This window comes from Paenibacillus ihuae (assembly GCF_001368795.1).
Taxonomy (GTDB): Bacteria; Bacillota; Bacilli; order Paenibacillales; family Paenibacillaceae; genus Paenibacillus_AQ; species Paenibacillus_AQ ihuae.
Genome location: NZ_LN831205.1, coordinates 42,737 through 61,508 on the forward strand (window position 1 = coordinate 42,737; position 18,772 = coordinate 61,508).

Here is an 18,772-nt window from a genome sequence, read left to right on the forward strand (position 1 = left end):
GGTGATGGGACAATCTATACTTAAATCCAGGGCTTTGCAGATTGCTGCGGTAGCTTTGGGGACAGCAGTGGCCGGGGAATTCAAAATAAATCCGTTTGACGGCGACATCTTCCGGATTGCACTGGGCAGCAGCGCTTTTCTGCTGTTTTTGCTTTTAATGAGGCGGCTGCCTTATATCACTACAGGAATCGCAACCGGTGTCACCGTGTTATTATTCCGCACCGGGATGGATGCTGCAGGCAGCAGCGGACATACTTTATTGCAAAGTCTAAACAGCCATTTCTCAGCGATGGTCTATTATATTGTGTTCGCGGTACTGATGAGTCTGATCAAAAGCCGGCTGGATACGTTCCACCCGCTTGTCCTTGGCGGTGTTGCGGCGCTTATTGATTTGCTGTCGAATGAGATGGAGCTGCTTACCCGGCTGCTTGTGCTGGATTCGGCTTCCTTCCGCCTCAACGAATGGACGTTTCTGATGGCGATTGCGGTGATCCGCACCTATTTTACAACCGGGGTATACAGCAGTATTTCTGTCAGCCAGATGCGGATTACGCAGCGGGAGCAGAACCGGCGGATGGAGCAGATGCTCGGCTTCGGCTCGGGGCTGTACGGGGAAGTTTTTTATCTGGAGAAATCAATCGGGACGCTGGAGCGTGTGACTTTAAGCAGCTACGATCTGTACCGCAGCCTCAAGGCGGAGGAAGAACTTAGGCCTTACAGCCGCCAGGTGCTTGATATTACCCAGCAGATTCATGAAGTGAAGAAGGATTCGCAGCGCATTCTGGCGGGTCTGGTGAAGCTTGTGGAGCGTGAGGTGACCGGCGATCTGCCGCTGTCTGTGATAATGAAATTTACGCTCAAGAGCAATGCCAAGTACGCTGAAATGCTGGGCAAGCAAGTTAATTTTACACTTTTGATGAACTCTGACTATACCACCGCCAGCTACATCCCTCTGTTAACTCTGCTTGGTAATCTTACGGCTAACGCGGTTGAAGTGATAAAAGTTGAAGGCAGTGTGTCCCTTGAAGTGTATGAGGATGGGGAGAATACAGTCTTTACAGTAGCGGACAGCGGCGGCGGGATTCAGGAACGTGACCGAAAGCTGCTGTTCGAGCCGGGCTTTACCACGAAGTTCGATCAGGAGGGCGTTGCGGCTACGGGAATTGGACTGTCGCATGTGAAGGATATTGTGGACTTATTCGGGGGACAACTTACAGTGGATAACACCTCAAAGCATGGAGGGGCCAGGTTTCAGATTATTTTACCGACGGCAGAGCTGCGGAAGGAGGAATAGGGAATGCCGCTATCTTTCTGTATTGTAGATGACGACGGATCGGCCAGAAGAATGCTGCAGCATATTATTGAGGACAGCGGACTTGGCGAAGTGACCGGTACAGCGGAATGCGGGCAGGACGGAGTGCGTCTGATTCTGGAGGAACGTCCGGATATTGTGCTGATGGATCTGCTGATGCCGGACCAGGACGGGATTGAGACGATTAATTCGCTGCAGGCCCAAGGCTGCCGCTCCAAGTTCGTGATGGTCTCGCAGATCGAGAACAGCGATATGGTCGGGCGTGCCTACCGCAGCGGAATCGAGTTCTTCATCCGCAAGCCGATCAATAAAATCGAAGTCGAGTCCGTGCTGCATAAAGTGAATGAGCGCTATGCGATTAACCGCTACCTGGATGAGATCAAAATGAGCCTCGGCAAGCTGGAAGGGCTGCAGTTCGGACTGGCGCCGGCCGCGGTGAATAAACGTTCTGTGAAAGAGATTATCCAGCCGATTCTGATGAATATGGGCATGATCTCTGAAGCCGGAAGCCGGGATATCATTCTGATGATGGAGCTTACGGCAGCCAGAGAAGATAACCGGACCCTTCCCCCGCTCAAGGAGCTATATGAAATGGCTGCGGCTACTTATAAGACTTCTCCCGCTGAAGCAGCCAAGGAAGTCAAAGCGATTGAACAGCGCCTGCGCCGCGCTTTGTCTGCCGGGCTGATTAATCTGGCTTCGATCGGGCTGACGGATTACGGGAATCCGAAGTTTGAGCATTATGCGCCGCTCTATTTCGACTTTGAAGAGGTGCGGCTGAAGATGAAAGAGATCGAGCTGGGCCGGGATTCCGGCAAAGTGAAGGTCAATCTGAAGAAGTTCCTGCAGGTGCTGCATTTGGAGCTGCTGGAAGGACTGGGCCGCTGATCCTACGGACGGGCAGAGCATGACAATCCTACAACCACCGGAACCGCTGAACAGCGGGCTGGCGGTTATTTTTTTGCAGATGAACAGGGATTTGGGCAGAAGCCGCCACATGCTGTACAATGGTAAATAAAGCCGCTGCAAGCTTAGAAACAAGGATTAAACGGAGGACTCATAGATGATACGTACACTGGCGGTAACACATGAGGGGGAAGTGCTGACAGATCTGCCGCTTCAGAGCATAACGATAGCTGATTATGCCTGGATCTGGGCGGATTTTGTGACGCCAACACCGGAGGAAACGCTGCTGCTTGACACCTATTTTCACTTTCACCCCCTGGCGATTGAGGATTGCATGCATATCCTGCAGCGGCCCAAGCTGGATTATTACGAGAATGTGCAGTTTTTTGTGCTGCATGCGCTCAATGAAGTGACTCTGCAGGCGGAAGAGATAGATCTTTTCTTAAGCAAAAGCTTCCTCGTTTCCTATCATCACCAGGAGAAATCGGAAATGGATGAAGCCTGGCGAATAGTGCAGGGAGAAATTCACAGCCGCAAAGGCTGGTCCGGAGGCCCGATGGCTGCCGCCTATACGGTAATGGACAAGCTGGTCGACAAATATTTCCCCAGCCTGTACAGTCTGGAAGACGAACTGGCGGACCTGGAGAGCATGGGCAGCACGGAATCGGTGGAGGAGCTGATGAGCCAGGTGTTCAATGTGCGGGGGCGGCTACTCAAGCTGCGCCGGACGATTGTTCCGATGCGCGATCTGTTATACCGGATTGTTAATTCGCAGCATGTCCAGAGCAACGGGGAGGAACGGATCTATTTCGGGGATATCTATGATCATCTGCTGAAGCTGACCGACATGATTGAGGTCGACCGGGAAATGACCGCCGATCTGCGCGACAGCTACATCTCACTCAATTCCAACCGGATGAATTCCATTATGAAGACACTCACCGTGATTACGACTGTATTCATGCCGCTGACTCTGATCGCCGGAATCTACGGCATGAATTTCAGAGTGATGCCGGAGCTGGACTGGGCCTACGGGTATCCGCTGATCCTGCTGCTGATGCTGGCGCTGGGGACGGGCATGTTCCGGTGGTTCCGGCGGAGCGGCTGGTTTAAGTAGAGCGGGAGAGGCTGGGGTAGCAGGAAAAAGCGTAAAACGCCGCCGCTAAGTGCGGCGGCGTTTTACGGAGGCAGGAGAAGATTTGCGATTTTTTTTCGGTGGGGATTTGCGGCGCTGCGTAGAGGGGCGTCTTTTTTTGCGTGATTTGGGCTTATACAGGGCAGCATCCTCTTCCGCAGCCAGTGCGCCTGAGCCTTTTTTCTTGCCAAAGGTGCCCATGACGAGCTTCACCATCGGCGCCATTTGCTGAAAACCCTGCATCACCTTCTGTACCTTGCCCATAGAGTTTACGATCCCGTCGATCCCGCCCATCCGGTCAATAATTCCTTTGAGCTGATCCATATTGGCCAGATTGCCCAGATTCCCGAGATTGAGACCTCCCAGCAGTCCGCCGGCTTTTGGAGCAGCGGCAGCTTCAGTTACGGGTACGGCCAGCGCTGCTTCTGCCGCCTCCGTCCCAAGCGCAGGAAACATTCCGGCCTCCGTTGGGGGAGGCGGCTGGACGTATGATCCGATTCCGGGATAGGGTGAGTAAGTATACGGACCGGCCAGTGAACGTCTATCCCGGCTGGAATGATTGTAGTAATGATTAGGCATAACATCACATTCCTTCGTTAGTGGTTTGCTATACTGTATGTCATAGGCGAACATAAGGTATAGACAAACGCCCGGGTTACCGGGATAGCAGCGGAAAAGGGCGAATGCCTATCAGGCGGAAGCGGAAGTGAAGAAACCGTGTCTATGCTTGATTTTCGGTGCTTATGTAGTACTATAATTAAGGCGGTAAATCCTATAGGGTAGAGGAAGCGGGTTTTCGGTTACATAAGATTGTGTGCGCCTGTGGTGGACAGTTGTCCATTATTTTCGTTCTTTACAGCGTGAAATCGTTAATGCTTGAAAAAACTGCTCCAGTACAATATAGTAGAGGCAAGATAGTCAGTTTAAATTTATATTTTTAATGTTCTAAAGTCAGTTTTGTATAATGCTTAATCAGTGAAAATGATGCTGACCAAACTTTTAGGGGATGATCTACGATGCAGCTTAAGAAGCTAAACGATAAAAGTATTGACCAATTATTCGAAGCAATTCTAACACTCAAAAATATGGAAGAATGTTATGTGTTCTTTGACGATCTGTGCACCGTGAACGAAATTCAGTCGCTGTCTCAGCGTCTGGAGGTTGCACGCATGCTCGGCAAAGGCTCTACCTATAACCAGATCGAAGCCGAGACCGGAGCAAGCACAGCGACGATCTCACGGGTGAAGCGCTGCCTGAATTACGGTAATGACGGCTATAAATTAACGCTGGAACGTCTGGGGCGCTAAGACATGAAGCCGGGCGTACTTATTATCAGTCATGGCTCCCGCGACAAGGCCTGGGTTTCTATTGTAGATGAAGCAGTGGGCCATTTATCGCTGGAGGAAGAGCTGCCGGTGGCGGTTTCTTTTCTGGAGCTGGTAGAAGGCCGTTTGATTCAAGATGGTATAAATGAGCTGGAATCTGCAGGGGTCACAGATATTATTGTGATCCCCTTGTTTGTTTCTTCAGGAAGTACGCATGTCGATGAGATAGAGTATGCACTTGGGGCGAAGCCTGCCCCTGAGCGCGAGACCGATCTGGAATGCTTCGAGGTGCAGGCTAATGTGCATTACGGCTACCCGGTAGATGATGATCCGGATATTGCCGTAATGCTCTGGGACAAGCTGCGGGAGCTGTCTGTCCACCCGGAGCGGGAGACCATTCTGCTCGTGGGGCATGGCAGCATACATGACGGCTTCCGCCAGCGCTGGGAAGTTGGCATCTCCTCCCTGGCGGAGCGGGTACGCCAGGTCAGCGGAGTGGCAGCGGCAGATTACGGTCTGCTGAACCCGGAGAATGTAAGAGAGCGGGCTGAATATTGGATCGGGCAGGGCTATGATGTGCTGGTGGCTCCGCTCTTTTTGAGTGAAGGATATTTCACTAAAGTAGTCATTCCGAAGCAGCTTGAGGGCCTCAAGTATGCTTATTCAGGCAGTACCCTGCTGCCGCATCCGCTGCTGCCGCACTGGATTGAGCAGCAGGTGCTCAAGATGCTGGAGAAGCTGCGGGTTCATTAATTGCGGAATTCACACTCCAGGAGTGTTGATTTCCGCCGCTGCTGCATACATATATTTAGATTGCCTGCTGAGGAAGCTTATTTAGCAAAATATATGCGCCGGTTAGTCTCCAACATTGCTTGTAGGGTGCTGAATTGGGTATAATCAGTAAGGTTATCTATTATATAAACAGGTGGCGTTCCGGTAATGAAAACTGCGAGATTGATTTATAATCCCACTTCTGGTCGGGAAGAAATGAAAAAGCGACTCGCCGACATTTTGGACCGGCTGGATATAGGCGGCATTGAAGCAACTTGTCATGCTACAACCGGAGAAGGCGATGCTACTGCAGCTGCAGCAGAAGCGGTTGAACGCGGATGTTATGATCTGATCATAGCAGCCGGCGGTGACGGCACGCTGAACGAGGTTATTAACGGTATGGCGGAGAAGCCGAATCTTCCCCCGCTGGGCGTATTGCCGCTCGGTACTACCAACGATTTTGCCCGGGCGATGGGCATTCCGAAGAACTGGGAGGATTCCTGCGATCTCATTCTGCGCCAGGAGTCGCGCCTGATTGACCTCGGCAAAGCCAACGACCGTTACTTCATTAATATAGCCGGCGGCGGCCGCCTGACCGAGCTGACATACGAGGTTCCCAGCAGACTCAAGACGATGATGGGACAACTGGCTTATTACCTCAAAGGGATTGAGAAAATGGCCAGCCTGTCACCGCAGGAGCTGTACATCCGCGCGAACGGCCAGGAGCTGATCCATGACGAGTTCATGCTCTTCCTGATCGCCAACACCAACTCCGTCGGCGGCTTCGAGAAGCTGGCCCCGGATGCCCGCATTGACGACGGGCTGTTCGACGTCATTGCCGTCAAGAAATGCAACCTTGCCGAGTTCGTGCGTCTGGTCACGCTGGCCATCCGCGGCGAGCATCTGCAGGACAAGAAGGTCGTGTACTTCCGTACCGACGCGATGGAAGTCACCTCCCCGGGATACGTCCAGCTCAATCTGGACGGGGAACTCGGCGGCACGTTGCCTGGCAAGTTCCAGATCCTGCCACAGCATCTGCGGATTTTTGCGCAGAATAACTGAGGGCTAACAACCTGAAATGAAATGCTCCACTTGGTTCGTGCGGTGGCCCGCCCGGGTCAGCTGGAGCTTTTGTATTAGAAGAACACGAAAGAAGTGAATATATAGCTATGAGTAAACAACGCAGTGGACGCAGCGCAAGCCGCCGGGAAGGCACGGCGCCTGCCGCCGGACTGCCAGTGAATAAGAATGACGAGGTTATGCTCGATATCATCGGCATGACCCATGAGGGCGAAGGGGTAGGCCGCGTAGAAGGCTTTACCCTTTTTGTGTCGGGGGCTCTGCCCGGTGAGAGGGTCCGGGCCAAGGTGCTTAAGACCAAGAAGCAGTACGGCTACGCCAAGCTGCTTGAGCTTGTGCAGGCCAGCGGCGACCGGATTGCGCCGCCTTGCCCAATCTATGACCAATGCGGCGGCTGCCAGCTGCAGCATATGGACTACACCGCCCAGCTGGCGTGGAAACGCCAGCTGGTGGTGGACAACCTGCAGCGGATCGGGAAGCTGGAGGTGGCTGGGGCGCCGGGAAGAGGCTTGGAAGCTGGAAGTGCCGCTGATTCAGCAGGGACGGAAAGTGCGGTTGAGGGAGATGGCATGGCGAGTGGAAGTGCTGCGGGGGCTCAAGCTGATGGCATCATCGTCCGGTCTACCTTAGGTATGGACGAGCCTTGGCGTTACCGCAACAAGGCTCAGGTGCCGATCGGCGTTACCGAAGGCGGCCTGGTTGGCGGCTTCTACGTCCGCGGCAGCCACCGGATCGTCGATATGGAGACGTGCCTGATTCAGCACGAGCATAACGACGACGTCGTAGCTGCGGTGAAACGCATCGGCAGGGAGCTGGGCATCTCCGCATATAATGAAGAAACCGGACGCGGTCTGCTGCGTCACGTCGTCGTGAAGAAAGCCTTCCGCACCGGCGAAATGATGCTCGTGCTCGTAACCAACGGCCGCGATATCCCGCATCTGGACGCCTGGCTTGGCAGCATCCGGGAACAGCTGCCGGATGTAGTCAGCATCTGCCAGAACGTGAATACTCAGCGCACGAATGTGATCTTTGGTAACGAAACCCGTGTCCTGTGGGGCAGAGATGTTATCTATGACTATATTGGGGATGTGCAGTTCGCCATCTCCGCCCGTTCGTTTTACCAGGTGAACCCGGCACAGACTGAAGTACTGTACGGCAAAACCGTAGAATACGCTGGATTGACTGGTAACGAAACGGTTATTGATGCCTATTGCGGCATCGGTACAATCTCTCTGTTCCTGGCGCAGCACGCAGCTAAGGTATACGGAGTGGAGATTGTGCCTGAAGCTATTGAGGATGCCCGGGGGAATGCCCGGCTTAATAATATGAACAACGTAGTGTTCGAAGTTGGCGCGTCTGAGGACGTAATTCCGAACTGGAAAGAGCAAGGCGTCACGCCGGACGTGATCGTCGTTGATCCGCCGCGCAAGGGCTGCGACCCTAGGTTATTAGAGACAATTTTTGCGATGAAGCCGGAGCGTGTGGTGTATGTGTCGTGTAATCCATCGACACTGGCAAGGGACTTAAGAGTGTTGGAGGATGGCGGGTATAAAACAGTGGAGGTAACTCCGGTGGATATGTTCCCGCATACGGTGCATGTGGAGGCTGTTTGTTCCTTGGTTTATAAGGGTTTGTAAGATGTGTGAGGTTAGGTTGGGGACGGAATGGGGACGTGGGCTTTATTAACGTCCCCATTTGTTGTAAAACTAGACTTATATCATTTGGTTTTATATTGTTTAGTGGAGAAGAAGGGGATTTAAGTAAACATTTTTAAGCGGGTAGCGGCTAGAAGATGGATTTTATTATTCCATCTTTTTTTCGAGCTCAGCCTTAATGGAAATGGCCTTTGCAAGTTCCTTTTTTTCCTCTTCAAACATCTTGGCATAAAAGGAAGCGCCGTTTTTTTTGATATAATCGTCTACATTAACACGATTCATAAAATCATCCTCCTTGTAAATATACACTTATATTATAACATATGAGCCAGACCGAAACTAAGAGAGGCTATGTATTTGATAAGTTAGGTTCTTGATTATTTTTTAGGATAGACTCAAGTTTATCAGCAGCAGATTGATCTGCAGATCGTAAAGCAAATCCATAAGTGTTCATAGTGACTTGGATATTACCATGTCCAAGTCTTTCAGAGATGATTTTTGCATGAACTCCCTGGTTGATCAACAATGTCGCACTTGTATGTCTTAGTGTATGAAACTTAATATATCTCAAATTATTTTTCTTGAGAAAATCGCGAAACCACAAGTATGGTCGTTCTTGATGAAAAGCTTTACCATCAGGATGACAGAACATAAATGAATAAATGCCTCCTTGCCATCTATCCCCGACATTATTACGTTCCTCCATTTTGAACAAATAATACTCCCTCATTTCTTTTAGCATTGAACTAGGAAGTGCAACTTTGCGCTTTGAGTTCTTTGTTTTGGGCTCTTTAACATGTGCTATCCCAGCAGTAGACACTGAGACGCTCTGTACTACATCGATAACCCCCGTCTCCCAGTTTATATGATGCCACTCAAGTCCAAGTAGTTCACCGCGCCTGAGTCCTGTAGTGAGGGCTAGGGTCACCATAACTCGCCAGTGGATAGGTTCCCTTTGTAGTAGTCGTAACATCTCTTGAACTTCCATTTCGTCATAAGGAATGACTTCTTTATGCTTAACCATAGGCTTTTTCACGTTTGAGACAGGGTTTTGTTTGATTAGGTTCCATTCTACTGCCCGTGTAAAAATATTTTTTAGGATACGATGATTGATCTCAATTGTTCCAGATGATAAATCTCCTTTTCTAAAACCTTGGCGTGCACCTTCCTTAGAAAGGGAAGAAATGAAACTTAAAATATGCATAGTTTTAATTTTATCTATCCTCAAATGTCCAAAAACTGGGATAATTCTGTTTTTCAAGTTAGAACGGTAAGTGTACAAGGTCTTTTCGGCTAAATGTTTTTGAGCATACTTAACTTCCCACTCCTTTACGAAAGCTTCAAATGTCATTTTTTCGGGTGCTATATACTCTCCAGCCTCAACCTCAATCTTGAATTTTACTAACTCATCATTTAGATAATCCCTTAAACGCTTTGTTGTCTTTAATAAATTCGGGTCTTCAACTTTAATTGATTTATATCGCTTTATTCGTTTGCCACTCGAATCGTAACCGGCTTCAACAACTAATCTCCATGAGTTTAAACCGCGTTTCTCAATACTTGCCATAAGAACTCCTCCTTATTAGTTCCTTCAATTGTTCGACTTTCTTTGAATGGAAAGGAAATGGTAGCGCACTTCTAAGTCAAATCTTTACCAGAGCAATTAATAGTTTCTTGTTCGTGAAACCATGCCTCCAAGGCATTTCTTCGGAATAGAATTTTAGATCCTACTCTTATGTGAGGGACACGTCCTGCACGTACTTCTGAGTACAATTTATCCTTAGATAACGTACGTTCAAATACTTCATCCCATGCTTCTGCAAATGTTAAAGTGTTTCGATTATTGAGTGGACGAGTAATTGTTTCATTATCAATAGAGGATAAACTTGAATTATTACTAGTATTCATTATTTTTGCTCCTTTTTATTTTATTGATTAGTGATAGATATTGTTAATCTATCCGGAATCAAAAATAAAACAAGGCTGATATAATGATTTGATAATAATTTTGAAATAAGAAGGCCATATCCATTTAGTGGATATGGCCTTCTTATTTTTTAGGATCAACAAATTGAAATACTTGAAGTATAAAATTTCTTTTTTACTTAAGTTACAGATAACATACTAACAACGAAAATTATCAACACCAAATCAAGAGCATTAGAATTTGGAAAATCAGGATAGGAGATCAATCGTTATTATCACAGTACAGAGAAGAGGACTAGAGGGATGACCGCCAAAACAATAGAAATTGATGAAATGTTCGATAGCTACGATCCTGATGAGCAATCATATATAGATGGTCATAAGCTTTTCAATGAGGATAGATATAAAGATGTACTTCATTATATTTATAATGGTAAATTAACAACTAAAACACAACGTAATAGAACACGGGAATTCATTAAACAATATCATTTAGGATGGATTACGTTAGCAGAAAACTTGATGGCTCTGAGTAATCCGGGAACTTTTGTTCACCAAAAGGCTAGAAGTTATCCATCTCTTTTTCATAAGATTATACAGGATAATTACTTATACATGCGTTATAACATGTCATACACCTCTGCCTCACACAGAAAATGTGATTTGAGATTTGTCGTAACGATACCCTTAGACTTTGATGAGGATCATCTAAAAGATCTAAATATTTCATCTGCGAATGGACTTAGAGAATATATCTCTACGTTTGGTTTTGACGTTTTTTTAATTATTAAAACAACCTCAGGGTATCATGTACATTTGCCCATAGCTCCTTATAAAGTAAAAGAGACGGATATTCTCCGCTATGATTCTATGCTAAAAAAAGTCACGGAATTGCTCAAAGCTGACCCGAAATGTGCTTCAGCTGAGCATTTTTTTCGTGTACCAAACCCAGACAATATCGTTTATTTTAATCCTATTCAAAAGCCGAAGCTGGGATTTTACGAAAATAAGTTAAGCGAATATAGTCTTCCGAAAATAGAAGAGAGAAAAAAAACAAGTACGATTATATTCGGGAAAAATATGAATCAACCAGCAATTAAAAAACTATTAGCAGGTGATTTTAATTACTCTAATAAAAATGAATTAACAACAGATAAAATTGGTAGGAATAACGCTTGTTTTACCTTGGCACTTGCAATGTATGCAGATAATATATCAAAATGTGATGCGGAAAATAAGCTATTAGAATGGCGTGGTGTCATAAACAACAAGGGCTTTTCAGAAAAGGAAGTTAAAAATACTCTTAATCATGCCTATTCAGGCAGGTATTTAGGTCCTAAGAAATTTTATGTAGAGGCTTTGACTGGTATGAGCTTTATTCCATATACGCGCCCTAAAGCAAGAGGTACACGTCAAAATCATTTTTCTGAGATAAGAGATGATTTAATTAAATATTTAAATTGTTTTTACAAAAAAAATAACGACCACTTGGAAAGTTCCCAGACAAAACTTGCAGAGGATTTATCTGAGTTTAGCGGATTTACGATCTCGGTACATTCATTAAAAAAAGTGATTGCAAAGATGAAAACAGACAATGAACTTGAAGTTAAAACGATCCGAAGAGGCTCATCTTCGGTATCGATATTTGTTTTGAGAAAATCTTTAATTCAGACTCAAAGTGTTGAAAAAGAGGAAGTGAAAAAAGAAAATAACAATCAAAGGGATATTCAAAAAAGCATCAAAGTAAAGAAAGATATGCCTATTGTTCACAGTGCCAACGCGTATACCTATTTATACATCGGACCTTTGTATAAGAAATATTCAATACTTAGAAAAATAATATTTAATATAATATATAAGTCTAAAGCTACTGATGCAGTTAATGGGGTACAATATACAACTGTAAAGCGGTGGTTTGACAATAGTGTCCAGTCACATGAAGCTTTGTATTTTCGGCAAGACCCGTTAATTTTAAATCTGTCCTATAAAAGCTATTTATTCTTATTTTCAAAGTATTCAGTGAAAACAGGGAGCGAACCTCCAATTCTATCGCCTATAAATTTAAGAACGTTGGGGGTTTGCGATTTAGAATGTAACTTAAGAATGGTTAAAGAAGTCTATAGGGATCTTTGGAGATGAGTATTTCAACTATGTAGGTAGGTAGGGTGGGCTACTGAACAGATTACATACATGCAATCTGTGAAATTACTCATTTTCTGCTTCGTGTCCTCGATGGTGATGTTATCCTGGTCCAGGAATCCTTTTCAAAATTGCGCCATGTGGAATCTCGGATCTCGTGGAATGTTGTGCCACTTACTTCATTAAAACAATTTATTAATTGAGTTATGGGTTGGTGTGAGGAGTAATGGCTTATATTCTCGAATAGACTAAGAAATGGATCTTTAAAATGATTATTCAAATAACTTAACCGCTGTCTTATTGCATATTTTGATCTCACACCCTTCATTAGAAAAGTAGCCTTTTCTGAAACTGAAATTATTTTTTCATTTTTGTTTAAGTACTGAATATAAGAAAGATATAAGTCCTCATATATTTTCCACTCTTTCTTTCGCGGATATATAATATACTCAATAGTTAGAGGAGAAGTATTCACTTTTTTCAATCGTATTAATTCTGCTTTAAGTACCTTCAAATAGTCATCAACAGTTATATATCTGTTATAATCCCAAGTTTCCTTTTTGAAATTAAGGATAGCATCAGAAAATTGAATTCGATTTTGTGTATAGTTTGGTTCAGATTCATTAATGTGTAAATTTGAAAGTTTTTGTGAATCACTAATAATACTTAATGTTACTCTGACATTAGAGTGACATATCAATCTCACTTCCTCAATGATTTTATCAGCACGCATTTTTAATGTGGGCATGACACTTCATCTCCTTAATTGTTAATGGTTAAAGATTACCAAAGGAGAGTTAAAAGGGTCAAAGCCTGAAAATGGCCAAATAAAGCTTTTTTAAAGTTTTCTTAAAAACCAGGTTTAAGGCTATTTGATACAATTTTTTCTCGATTAAGTCTATTCTTTATTTGAAGGTTTTACTCAATAAGTTAAAACTAGCTTTTTTTAATAATGTATTATTTCAGATGTTTTCTTAATGCTCGTTAATTCGCCCTCATACGAATTTTTACTAAATATTTTAATATCTTTAAGAAATGAATTTGTTAAACTGTTCAAATAAGTTATCTGATTTCTTAACAGCATTCCTGATTTCAGGACTAATGCTGTTTTTTTGTTTTTTTCTTGGAAATAAATTTTTGTGAGATAAATTATATTTGTTAAGAAAAACAAAAAATGAAGGGAGTAAATAAATGATTAAAAATAGTAGGAGGAATCTAAAATGGAGGAAAGTAGCGGGAAACGAGTAATTGTCACTTATCGAAGTAAAGAAAGCTAATGATTGTGTGATTTTTCCCAACAGTATTGAGGATTAATTGCTTAATGAATTAAATTGAGATCGCTAATATTAAAATGAGAAAGAATTTTTATGGTTCTCGCTACCTTTTGCTGGTTCCTAACAGCAATAAAAGTGTGCCAGAAATGGCTTGAATCTTAGTTGTCTATAACACTGATTATATTATTTATATAACTATAGAATCTGATATGCAACACCTTACGACGAAGTCGTAAGGTGTTCAATTTTGAACAAAATTCGGCAACTTTTAGTGATAAAAACATTGAAATTATAGAAATGCTCAAAGAGGTTTCCAGATGTCTTTCGTTAGCACATCTAATTTTCACTTGCAAATACAATGACCTCATCTTATTGAAAATAAATGAGGAACAGGTAATAGAGTGAATTTAAAAGGAAAGAGGAAAATGAAATGGTGAGTATTAAGAGGCAAATTACATTGGCTATGCAAGAAAACAATGAAATAGGAGAATCCAAAAGAAAATTCAGAATGAACAATGATGCATCCAATATTCACTCTATAAAGTATTTTAAAGATGCATTAGATACCTCTATAAAGTTTGGTGAGTTTTGTAAAGCTAATTTTGGTGTGAAAAAATTAGGTGAATTTAAACCAGAGTATCTTCAAAGCTTTTTGAAAGAAAAAGAACATAATGGGTGTTCTATGGGGCATCTTATTAATCTGGAAAGTCACTTGATAAAACTACAAATTGGAATAGAAAAGTTATCAAAGTCAGACAAAATAAAAAATGGATTTGGTTATTCTATATTTATCGAAAAACGGATGTACAAAACATCCCAAAGGGAGTTACCGAAGAATAGGAGTTATACTCAAGACGAAATAAATAAAATCAAATCAAATTCATCCGGCACTGTACAACTGTTTCTGCTGAACCATAACGCCGCGAAGCTGGCGGGATTGCCTGTCCGGAAGTTGCCGGATATAATGACCGTATTCTAACAAAGGAAAAAGGATACCTCCGTAGCGTTGGTTACCTGCTGGAACAGGCCGCGCCGGAAATATCCTTCATCACTAGACATGGTCATTGTAACAAAGTATGCGCTGGTTGAAAAGATCCCTGGTGTTTTTTGTGAGGGGTGCAGAGGAGGTGCCCTGCCCGTGCTGCACAGAGAAACTAGTGGTGATCGGTAGCCGGGAGCGGAAGGTCCGGGGTGGGGGCGGTGAGCTGCGCCGACTCGTGATTCGCAGACTACGGTGTGCGGGATGCCGCAAGATTCACCACGAGCTTCCGGATCTACTCGTTCCTTACAAACGCTACGAATCGAGCAGTATGGAACAGGTGCTCACGGAGCCGGAGGCGTCCGTGAGCGTCTGCGCAGAAACGTCGACTTTAAGACGCTGGAAATCCTGGTTTCAGGTGCTTGCCGTCTACTTCGTGCTGGCCTTGCAAGCGCTGAGTGCCCGATTTCCCGGCGTGGCTTCTCGACTCCGCTAGCCTTCCTTCCCTTCGCCCGTGGTCTCCACAGAGACCTTTCGCCACGAAGGACCCGGCTGGCTGGCCAGACTTGTCCGCCCCATCGCTAACGCCCAGTTATGGGTACATACCCGTTTTGCCTACCTGTCCGCCCCCTCTCTGCGGTAGACTCTCCTTGAGTTCAAAGAAGGAAGGAGCCAACCCATGAAAGACCCAACCAAAGCCGAAGCCTTAGCCGCTGAGCGGATGCAACTTCTCGCTCCTCTGCTTGCGGACGGTCTGGATCCGGCCAAAGCCCGGGAGATGAAGGCGAAGATCTGTGAACAGACCGGACTCTCCGAGCGCACGCTGCGCCGGTATATGGCGAGTTACCGAAACGAAGGATTTACCGGGCTGAAGCCCAAAGGCAAAGGTAGACAACCCTCGGACGAAGCGATACCGGCAGATGTCCTGGAACAGGCGATCCTCTTGCGCCGGGAGGTCCCTGGCCGCAGCGTCGCGCAGCTCATTCAAATTCTGGAATGGGAAGGCCGGATTGCCCCCGGCCAAATCAAGCGCAGTACGCTTCAGGAACGGCTAACGGCTCGTGGCTACAGCTCGCGTCATTTACGAATGTACGCCGAATCGGGCGTGGCCGCCCGGCGCTTTCAGCAGCGCCACCGCAACCAGCTGTGGCAATCGGACCTGAAGTATGGCCCGTATCTGCCCCTTGGCGAAGGCGGAATGATGAAGCAAGTGTTCCTGGTGGTGTTTATTGACGACGCCACGCGGTTTATTGTGCACGGTGAATTTGTACCTGTCATGGACCAGCGTCTGGTGGAATCCGCCTTTCGTCAGGCGATCCAGAAATATGGGGTTCCCGAGGCCGTCTATTTCGACAACGGGAAGCAGTACCGCAACCAAGGGATGACAAGAACCTGCTCCAAGCTGGGGACCCGGCTACTCTACACCAAACCGTATTCACCCGAAGCGAAGGGGAAAGTGGAGCGGTTTAACCAAGTCGTCGATTCGTTTTTGAGCGAAGTTGCCCTGGAGAAGCCAAAGACACTTCAGCGGCTGAATGAGCGATTTGAGGTGTGGCTCTCGGAGTGCTACCAGCACAAGCCTCATTCGGCGCTAGCGGACAAACGAAGTCCGGAAACCGCGTTTCGCAGTGACCCGAAAGCGCTGCGGTTCATGGACCCGGACACCTTGACAGACGCATTCCTGCATAGCGAAAAACGGAAAGTCGACAAGTCCGGCTGCATTAGCTTTATGAACCGGAAATACGAAGTCGGGCTCGGCGTGATGGGCTGTACCGTCGAAGTCGTCTATGACCCGGCAGACACCACCGAGCTGACGATTGAATACGAAGGCCGAGCCCCGTGGCGGGTGCGCGAGATGGTCGTGGGGGAACGTGCGGGAACCCGGCCAGCGTTGCCGGAACACTTGGGCGCCTCTTTGACAGACACCTCGAGACTACTGGAGGCCGCAGAAACTCGGCACCAGCGCCGGAAGGAACGGGAAGCGCCTGCGGTGACGTACCGCCGGGTGCAGAGGGAGGATGACGATGTTTGAGTCTTTCTATGAATTGCACCGCGCGCCGTTTTCCAGAGATCTTGCCGTACCTGAATTATATGCGTCTGTGGCACAAGATGAAACGCTGGGACGGCTCGCTTATGTCGCAGAGCGCCAATGGTTTGCCGTGCTTACGGGAGACTGCGGAACGGGGAAAACGACGACGATCCGGCGGCTAGGCGAGGAGCTAGACGAGACGAGGTTTAAGCTTTTATACCTGTCGGATTCCAAACTAACGCCGCGCCACTTTTATAAAGGGCTGCTCGAACAGCTTGGATGTGAGTCGAAATTTTACCGGGGGGACGCCAAACGGCAACTGCACCGGGAGATTGAGCTGATGCGCGGGATTCACCGGCTGCAGCCCGTGGTCGTGGTGGACGAGGCCCATTTATTAGACCGTGAGATGCTGGAGGAGCTGCGCTTTCTGCTGAACATGAAAATGGATTCCCAGAGCCCCATGGCCTTGATTCTAGTTGGACAAAGTGAGCTGTGGGACCGACTGGGGCTACAAGCGTACGCGGCGATCCGCCAGCGAATCGATATGCAGTGTTATCTTCCCCATCTGGACCGCGCAGAAATGGGAGCCTATATGAAGAGACATCTGAGCGCTGCAGGTGCTACTCACGAGTTGTTTACGGAAGCCGCGATGGATGAAATCTACCGTTTTTCCAGTGGATCCGCCCGGCTGGTGAACAAACTATGTACCCATGCTTTGATCTACGGCGCACAGAACAAGCACCGGATTGTGGACGACCATATGGTCAAGCGTGTGATTCAGGGAGAATTGTCATGATTCTCCCTGTTTTTCTCCCTTGCTGCGGACAGATTGACCGTCAATAGCAGGACATCTCATGCCGTCAACCTCTGGACATTATGGGCTAGCAGTAACAGTACAACAGGCAATTGAGTTAAGTCTGAACTTAGGGCTCCGCATTAAAGAAACATGTAACATACGTGTAGAACATATTGTCGTAAATAAAGAAGGGAGAATGAAGGTTCTTATACCTGATCGTGTAGATAAAAGTGTGAGATCAATAAATGATGTTCGTTCGGGAGCTGGTACAACTAAGGGAGGAAGATTTAGAGAGATCTCCATACCTCAATCATATGAAAAACAACTTAGTGAATTGCTGAAAGAAAAAAGTCCTAAAGATCGAATTATAACTCTTAAGGAGGGTACTCTCCGTAGTGCCTTAAAAAGAGCTTGTGAAAAAGGCGGAGTCCAGTCTAAAGGGTGGCATGGTTTCCGTCATACTTATGCTAGAAGAAAATTAGAAGAATTACTGGGTTTAAATCGGAAGGAAGGACTTGAAATTATCAAACAAATGTTAAAAAACCAGAAACAACATAGGTCTATCGATCAAGGAGTTAAAGATCATCCCTTATTTGAGTTTACTATTAAAAAAATTAATGAAGTTCATTCTGAATTGGGACATGGTGAAAATAGATGGGGTCTAATGGCTGTATATTTGTCGTTTTAAATAACAAATTATGTAAAATAATTCACTACTTAAATTTCACTCGAGAAATCGGCAACTTTTAAAAGTTGCCGATTTTATTTTGGTTTTAAAGCTGTTTATATAAGATATTCATATTGTGAACACTAAATTATTAGATAATCTATGTAAGTATTTTTATCAGTAAAATTGTATTTATTCGTACACTTGTATTCTAACGATACACTTTGTATCTTAAAGCTACACTTTGTATCTTAAAGCTATACTTTGTATCTTAAAGCTACACTTTGTATCTTAAGGCTATACTGTGTCTTAAAGCTATACTTTGTATCTTAAAGCTACACTTTGTATCTTAAGGCTATACTGTGTATCTTAAAGCTATACTGTGTATCTTAAAGCTACACTTTGTATCTTAAGGCTAGAAACAGGAAACTGGCTTGAGGATAATTTTGTACAGTTAAGGCAAAATTATTCAAGTAAAGAGGAGATGGTACTAGCTGTGAAAAAAAGGTTTTACATGGGATTATTGATGATTAAATAAACCGAGAAGGGGACTTGAGCCTTAAAAATCCATATTAAATCGAAAATAGGTCTATAGAATCATCGTTGGAAAGGCGTCATCAGCTAGTTAATACTGATTTTAACAAAATTTCTATTCATGCTAGGTTCGTTAAGGAACTAAAAGGAACGCTTACAAACCGCCCACAAGGGCGGTTAATTACATACAATCAACTTTTGGGAATTTTTCAAGCGCATCTAACGAGCCTATACTCTAATTCTA

The 18,772-nt window shown here is 45.6% G+C and carries 18 protein-coding genes; 13 read left to right on the forward strand and 5 right to left on the reverse strand.

All coding sequences use genetic code 11. The features are described from left to right. Positions 1–4 precede the first annotated feature (4 nt). The 3 genes from AQR02_RS28880 to corA all read left to right on the forward strand — a co-directional run bounded on the left by AQR02_RS28880 (position 5) and on the right by corA (position 3,335). Positions 5–1,294, forward strand: a complete 1,290-nt coding sequence (locus AQR02_RS28880) for an ATP-binding protein (RefSeq protein ID WP_054943760.1) — start codon at positions 5–7, stop codon at positions 1,292–1,294. A 3-nt stretch (positions 1,295–1,297) separates the two neighbouring features. Next, positions 1,298–2,200: a response regulator gene (locus AQR02_RS28885; RefSeq protein ID WP_054943761.1), complete on the forward strand. Its 903-nt coding sequence runs from the start codon at positions 1,298–1,300 to the stop codon at positions 2,198–2,200. A gap of 175 nt (positions 2,201–2,375) precedes the next feature. Then, positions 2,376–3,335 (forward strand): magnesium/cobalt transporter CorA, encoded by a 960-nt coding sequence (gene corA / locus AQR02_RS28890; RefSeq protein WP_054943762.1) that lies wholly within the window; start codon positions 2,376–2,378, stop codon positions 3,333–3,335. A gap of 45 nt (positions 3,336–3,380) precedes the next feature. Here the strand turns inward: corA and AQR02_RS28895 are convergent, their stop codons facing one another. Continuing rightward, the gene (locus AQR02_RS28895) at positions 3,381–3,932 is read right to left on the reverse strand and encodes a hypothetical protein (RefSeq protein ID WP_054943763.1); all 552 of its coding nucleotides are present in this window, start codon (positions 3,930–3,932) and stop codon (positions 3,381–3,383) included. 437 nt (positions 3,933–4,369) lie between these two features. Between AQR02_RS28895 and AQR02_RS28900 the strand changes: the two genes are divergently transcribed. From AQR02_RS28900 to rlmD, 4 genes are all read left to right on the forward strand, one after another. Beyond that, entirely contained in the window at positions 4,370–4,660 is a 291-nt protein-coding gene (locus tag AQR02_RS28900; RefSeq protein ID WP_019913624.1) for a YerC/YecD family TrpR-related protein, read from the forward strand. Positions 4,661–4,663: 3 nt separating this feature from the next. Continuing rightward, the gene (locus AQR02_RS28905) at positions 4,664–5,431 is read left to right on the forward strand and encodes a sirohydrochlorin chelatase (protein WP_054943764.1); all 768 of its coding nucleotides are present in this window, start codon (positions 4,664–4,666) and stop codon (positions 5,429–5,431) included. A gap of 186 nt (positions 5,432–5,617) precedes the next feature. Further along, complete coding sequence (locus AQR02_RS28910; RefSeq protein WP_054943765.1) at positions 5,618–6,511, forward strand: diacylglycerol kinase; 894 nt, start codon at positions 5,618–5,620, stop codon at positions 6,509–6,511. Positions 6,512–6,618: 107 nt separating this feature from the next. Then, positions 6,619–8,166: a 23S rRNA (uracil(1939)-C(5))-methyltransferase RlmD gene (rlmD, locus tag AQR02_RS28915; RefSeq protein WP_054943766.1), complete on the forward strand. Its 1,548-nt coding sequence runs from the start codon at positions 6,619–6,621 to the stop codon at positions 8,164–8,166. A gap of 165 nt (positions 8,167–8,331) precedes the next feature. Here the strand turns inward: rlmD and AQR02_RS35255 are convergent, their stop codons facing one another. The 3 genes from AQR02_RS35255 to AQR02_RS32165 form a co-directional block, all read right to left on the reverse strand. Then, positions 8,332–8,466 (reverse strand): hypothetical protein, encoded by a 135-nt coding sequence (locus AQR02_RS35255; RefSeq protein WP_280818678.1) that lies wholly within the window; start codon positions 8,464–8,466, stop codon positions 8,332–8,334. Between the two features lie 67 nt (positions 8,467–8,533). Beyond that, entirely contained in the window at positions 8,534–9,751 is a 1,218-nt protein-coding gene (locus AQR02_RS28920) for a site-specific integrase (RefSeq protein WP_054943767.1), read from the reverse strand. A 71-nt stretch (positions 9,752–9,822) separates the two neighbouring features. Next, positions 9,823–10,092: a helix-turn-helix domain-containing protein gene (locus tag AQR02_RS32165; RefSeq protein WP_108722119.1), complete on the reverse strand. Its 270-nt coding sequence runs from the start codon at positions 10,090–10,092 to the stop codon at positions 9,823–9,825. Between the two features lie 321 nt (positions 10,093–10,413). On the opposite strand from AQR02_RS32165, the gene AQR02_RS28925 reads away from it, so the two are divergent. Beyond that, positions 10,414–12,249: a primase C-terminal domain-containing protein gene (locus AQR02_RS28925; RefSeq protein ID WP_054943768.1), complete on the forward strand. Its 1,836-nt coding sequence runs from the start codon at positions 10,414–10,416 to the stop codon at positions 12,247–12,249. Between the two features lie 70 nt (positions 12,250–12,319). Here AQR02_RS28925 and AQR02_RS28930 read toward each other — a convergent pair whose 3' ends face one another. Next, positions 12,320–12,997 (reverse strand): hypothetical protein, encoded by a 678-nt coding sequence (locus tag AQR02_RS28930; RefSeq protein ID WP_054943769.1) that lies wholly within the window; start codon positions 12,995–12,997, stop codon positions 12,320–12,322. Positions 12,998–13,953: 956 nt separating this feature from the next. On the opposite strand from AQR02_RS28930, the gene AQR02_RS28935 reads away from it, so the two are divergent. The 5 genes from AQR02_RS28935 to AQR02_RS28955 all read left to right on the forward strand — a co-directional run bounded on the left by AQR02_RS28935 (position 13,954) and on the right by AQR02_RS28955 (position 18,015). Continuing rightward, a complete protein-coding gene (locus AQR02_RS28935) occupies positions 13,954–14,502 on the forward strand; it encodes a hypothetical protein (protein WP_054943770.1) in 549 nt (182 codons plus the stop codon). A 97-nt stretch (positions 14,503–14,599) separates the two neighbouring features. After that, complete coding sequence (locus AQR02_RS35690) at positions 14,600–14,998, forward strand: DUF6431 domain-containing protein (RefSeq protein WP_222861279.1); 399 nt, start codon at positions 14,600–14,602, stop codon at positions 14,996–14,998. 183 nt (positions 14,999–15,181) lie between these two features. Continuing rightward, positions 15,182–16,534, forward strand: a complete 1,353-nt coding sequence (locus AQR02_RS28945) for a DDE-type integrase/transposase/recombinase (RefSeq protein ID WP_054943772.1) — start codon at positions 15,182–15,184, stop codon at positions 16,532–16,534. After that, positions 16,527–17,327, forward strand: a complete 801-nt coding sequence (locus AQR02_RS28950; protein ID WP_054943773.1) for an ExeA family protein — start codon at positions 16,527–16,529, stop codon at positions 17,325–17,327. Before AQR02_RS28945 ends, AQR02_RS28950 begins: the two co-directional genes overlap by 8 nt. A 58-nt stretch (positions 17,328–17,385) precedes the next feature. Next, on the forward strand, positions 17,386–18,015 hold the full coding sequence (locus AQR02_RS28955) for a tyrosine-type recombinase/integrase (protein ID WP_054943774.1): 630 nt from the start codon (positions 17,386–17,388) through the stop codon (positions 18,013–18,015). The last annotated feature ends 757 nt before the right edge of the window (positions 18,016–18,772 follow it).

Bases quoted from the DNA above. Each gene is read 5' to 3' on its own strand.
- AQR02_RS28880 (WP_054943760.1), top strand. From the start codon at position 5: ATGGGACAATCTATACTTAAATCCAGGGCTTTGCAGATTGCTGCGGTA.
- AQR02_RS28885 (WP_054943761.1), top strand. From the start codon at position 1,298: ATGCCGCTATCTTTCTGTATTGTAGATGACGACGGATCGGCCAGAAGA.
- corA (WP_054943762.1), top strand. From the start codon at position 2,376: ATGATACGTACACTGGCGGTAACACATGAGGGGGAAGTGCTGACAGAT.
- AQR02_RS28895 (WP_054943763.1), bottom strand. From the start codon at position 3,932: ATGCCTAATCATTACTACAATCATTCCAGCCGGGATAGACGTTCACTG.
- AQR02_RS28900 (WP_019913624.1), top strand. From the start codon at position 4,370: ATGCAGCTTAAGAAGCTAAACGATAAAAGTATTGACCAATTATTCGAA.
- AQR02_RS28905 (WP_054943764.1), top strand. From the start codon at position 4,664: ATGAAGCCGGGCGTACTTATTATCAGTCATGGCTCCCGCGACAAGGCC.
- AQR02_RS28910 (WP_054943765.1), top strand. From the start codon at position 5,618: ATGAAAACTGCGAGATTGATTTATAATCCCACTTCTGGTCGGGAAGAA.
- rlmD (WP_054943766.1), top strand. From the start codon at position 6,619: ATGAGTAAACAACGCAGTGGACGCAGCGCAAGCCGCCGGGAAGGCACG.
- AQR02_RS35255 (WP_280818678.1), bottom strand. From the start codon at position 8,466: ATGAATCGTGTTAATGTAGACGATTATATCAAAAAAAACGGCGCTTCC.
- AQR02_RS28920 (WP_054943767.1), bottom strand. From the start codon at position 9,751: ATGGCAAGTATTGAGAAACGCGGTTTAAACTCATGGAGATTAGTTGTT.
- AQR02_RS32165 (WP_108722119.1), bottom strand. From the start codon at position 10,092: ATGAATACTAGTAATAATTCAAGTTTATCCTCTATTGATAATGAAACA.
- AQR02_RS28925 (WP_054943768.1), top strand. From the start codon at position 10,414: ATGACCGCCAAAACAATAGAAATTGATGAAATGTTCGATAGCTACGAT.
- AQR02_RS28930 (WP_054943769.1), bottom strand. From the start codon at position 12,997: ATGCCCACATTAAAAATGCGTGCTGATAAAATCATTGAGGAAGTGAGA.
- AQR02_RS28935 (WP_054943770.1), top strand. From the start codon at position 13,954: ATGGTGAGTATTAAGAGGCAAATTACATTGGCTATGCAAGAAAACAAT.
- AQR02_RS35690 (WP_222861279.1), top strand. From the start codon at position 14,600: ATGCGCTGGTTGAAAAGATCCCTGGTGTTTTTTGTGAGGGGTGCAGAG.
- AQR02_RS28945 (WP_054943772.1), top strand. From the start codon at position 15,182: ATGAAAGACCCAACCAAAGCCGAAGCCTTAGCCGCTGAGCGGATGCAA.
- AQR02_RS28950 (WP_054943773.1), top strand. From the start codon at position 16,527: ATGTTTGAGTCTTTCTATGAATTGCACCGCGCGCCGTTTTCCAGAGAT.
- AQR02_RS28955 (WP_054943774.1), top strand. From the start codon at position 17,386: ATGCCGTCAACCTCTGGACATTATGGGCTAGCAGTAACAGTACAACAG.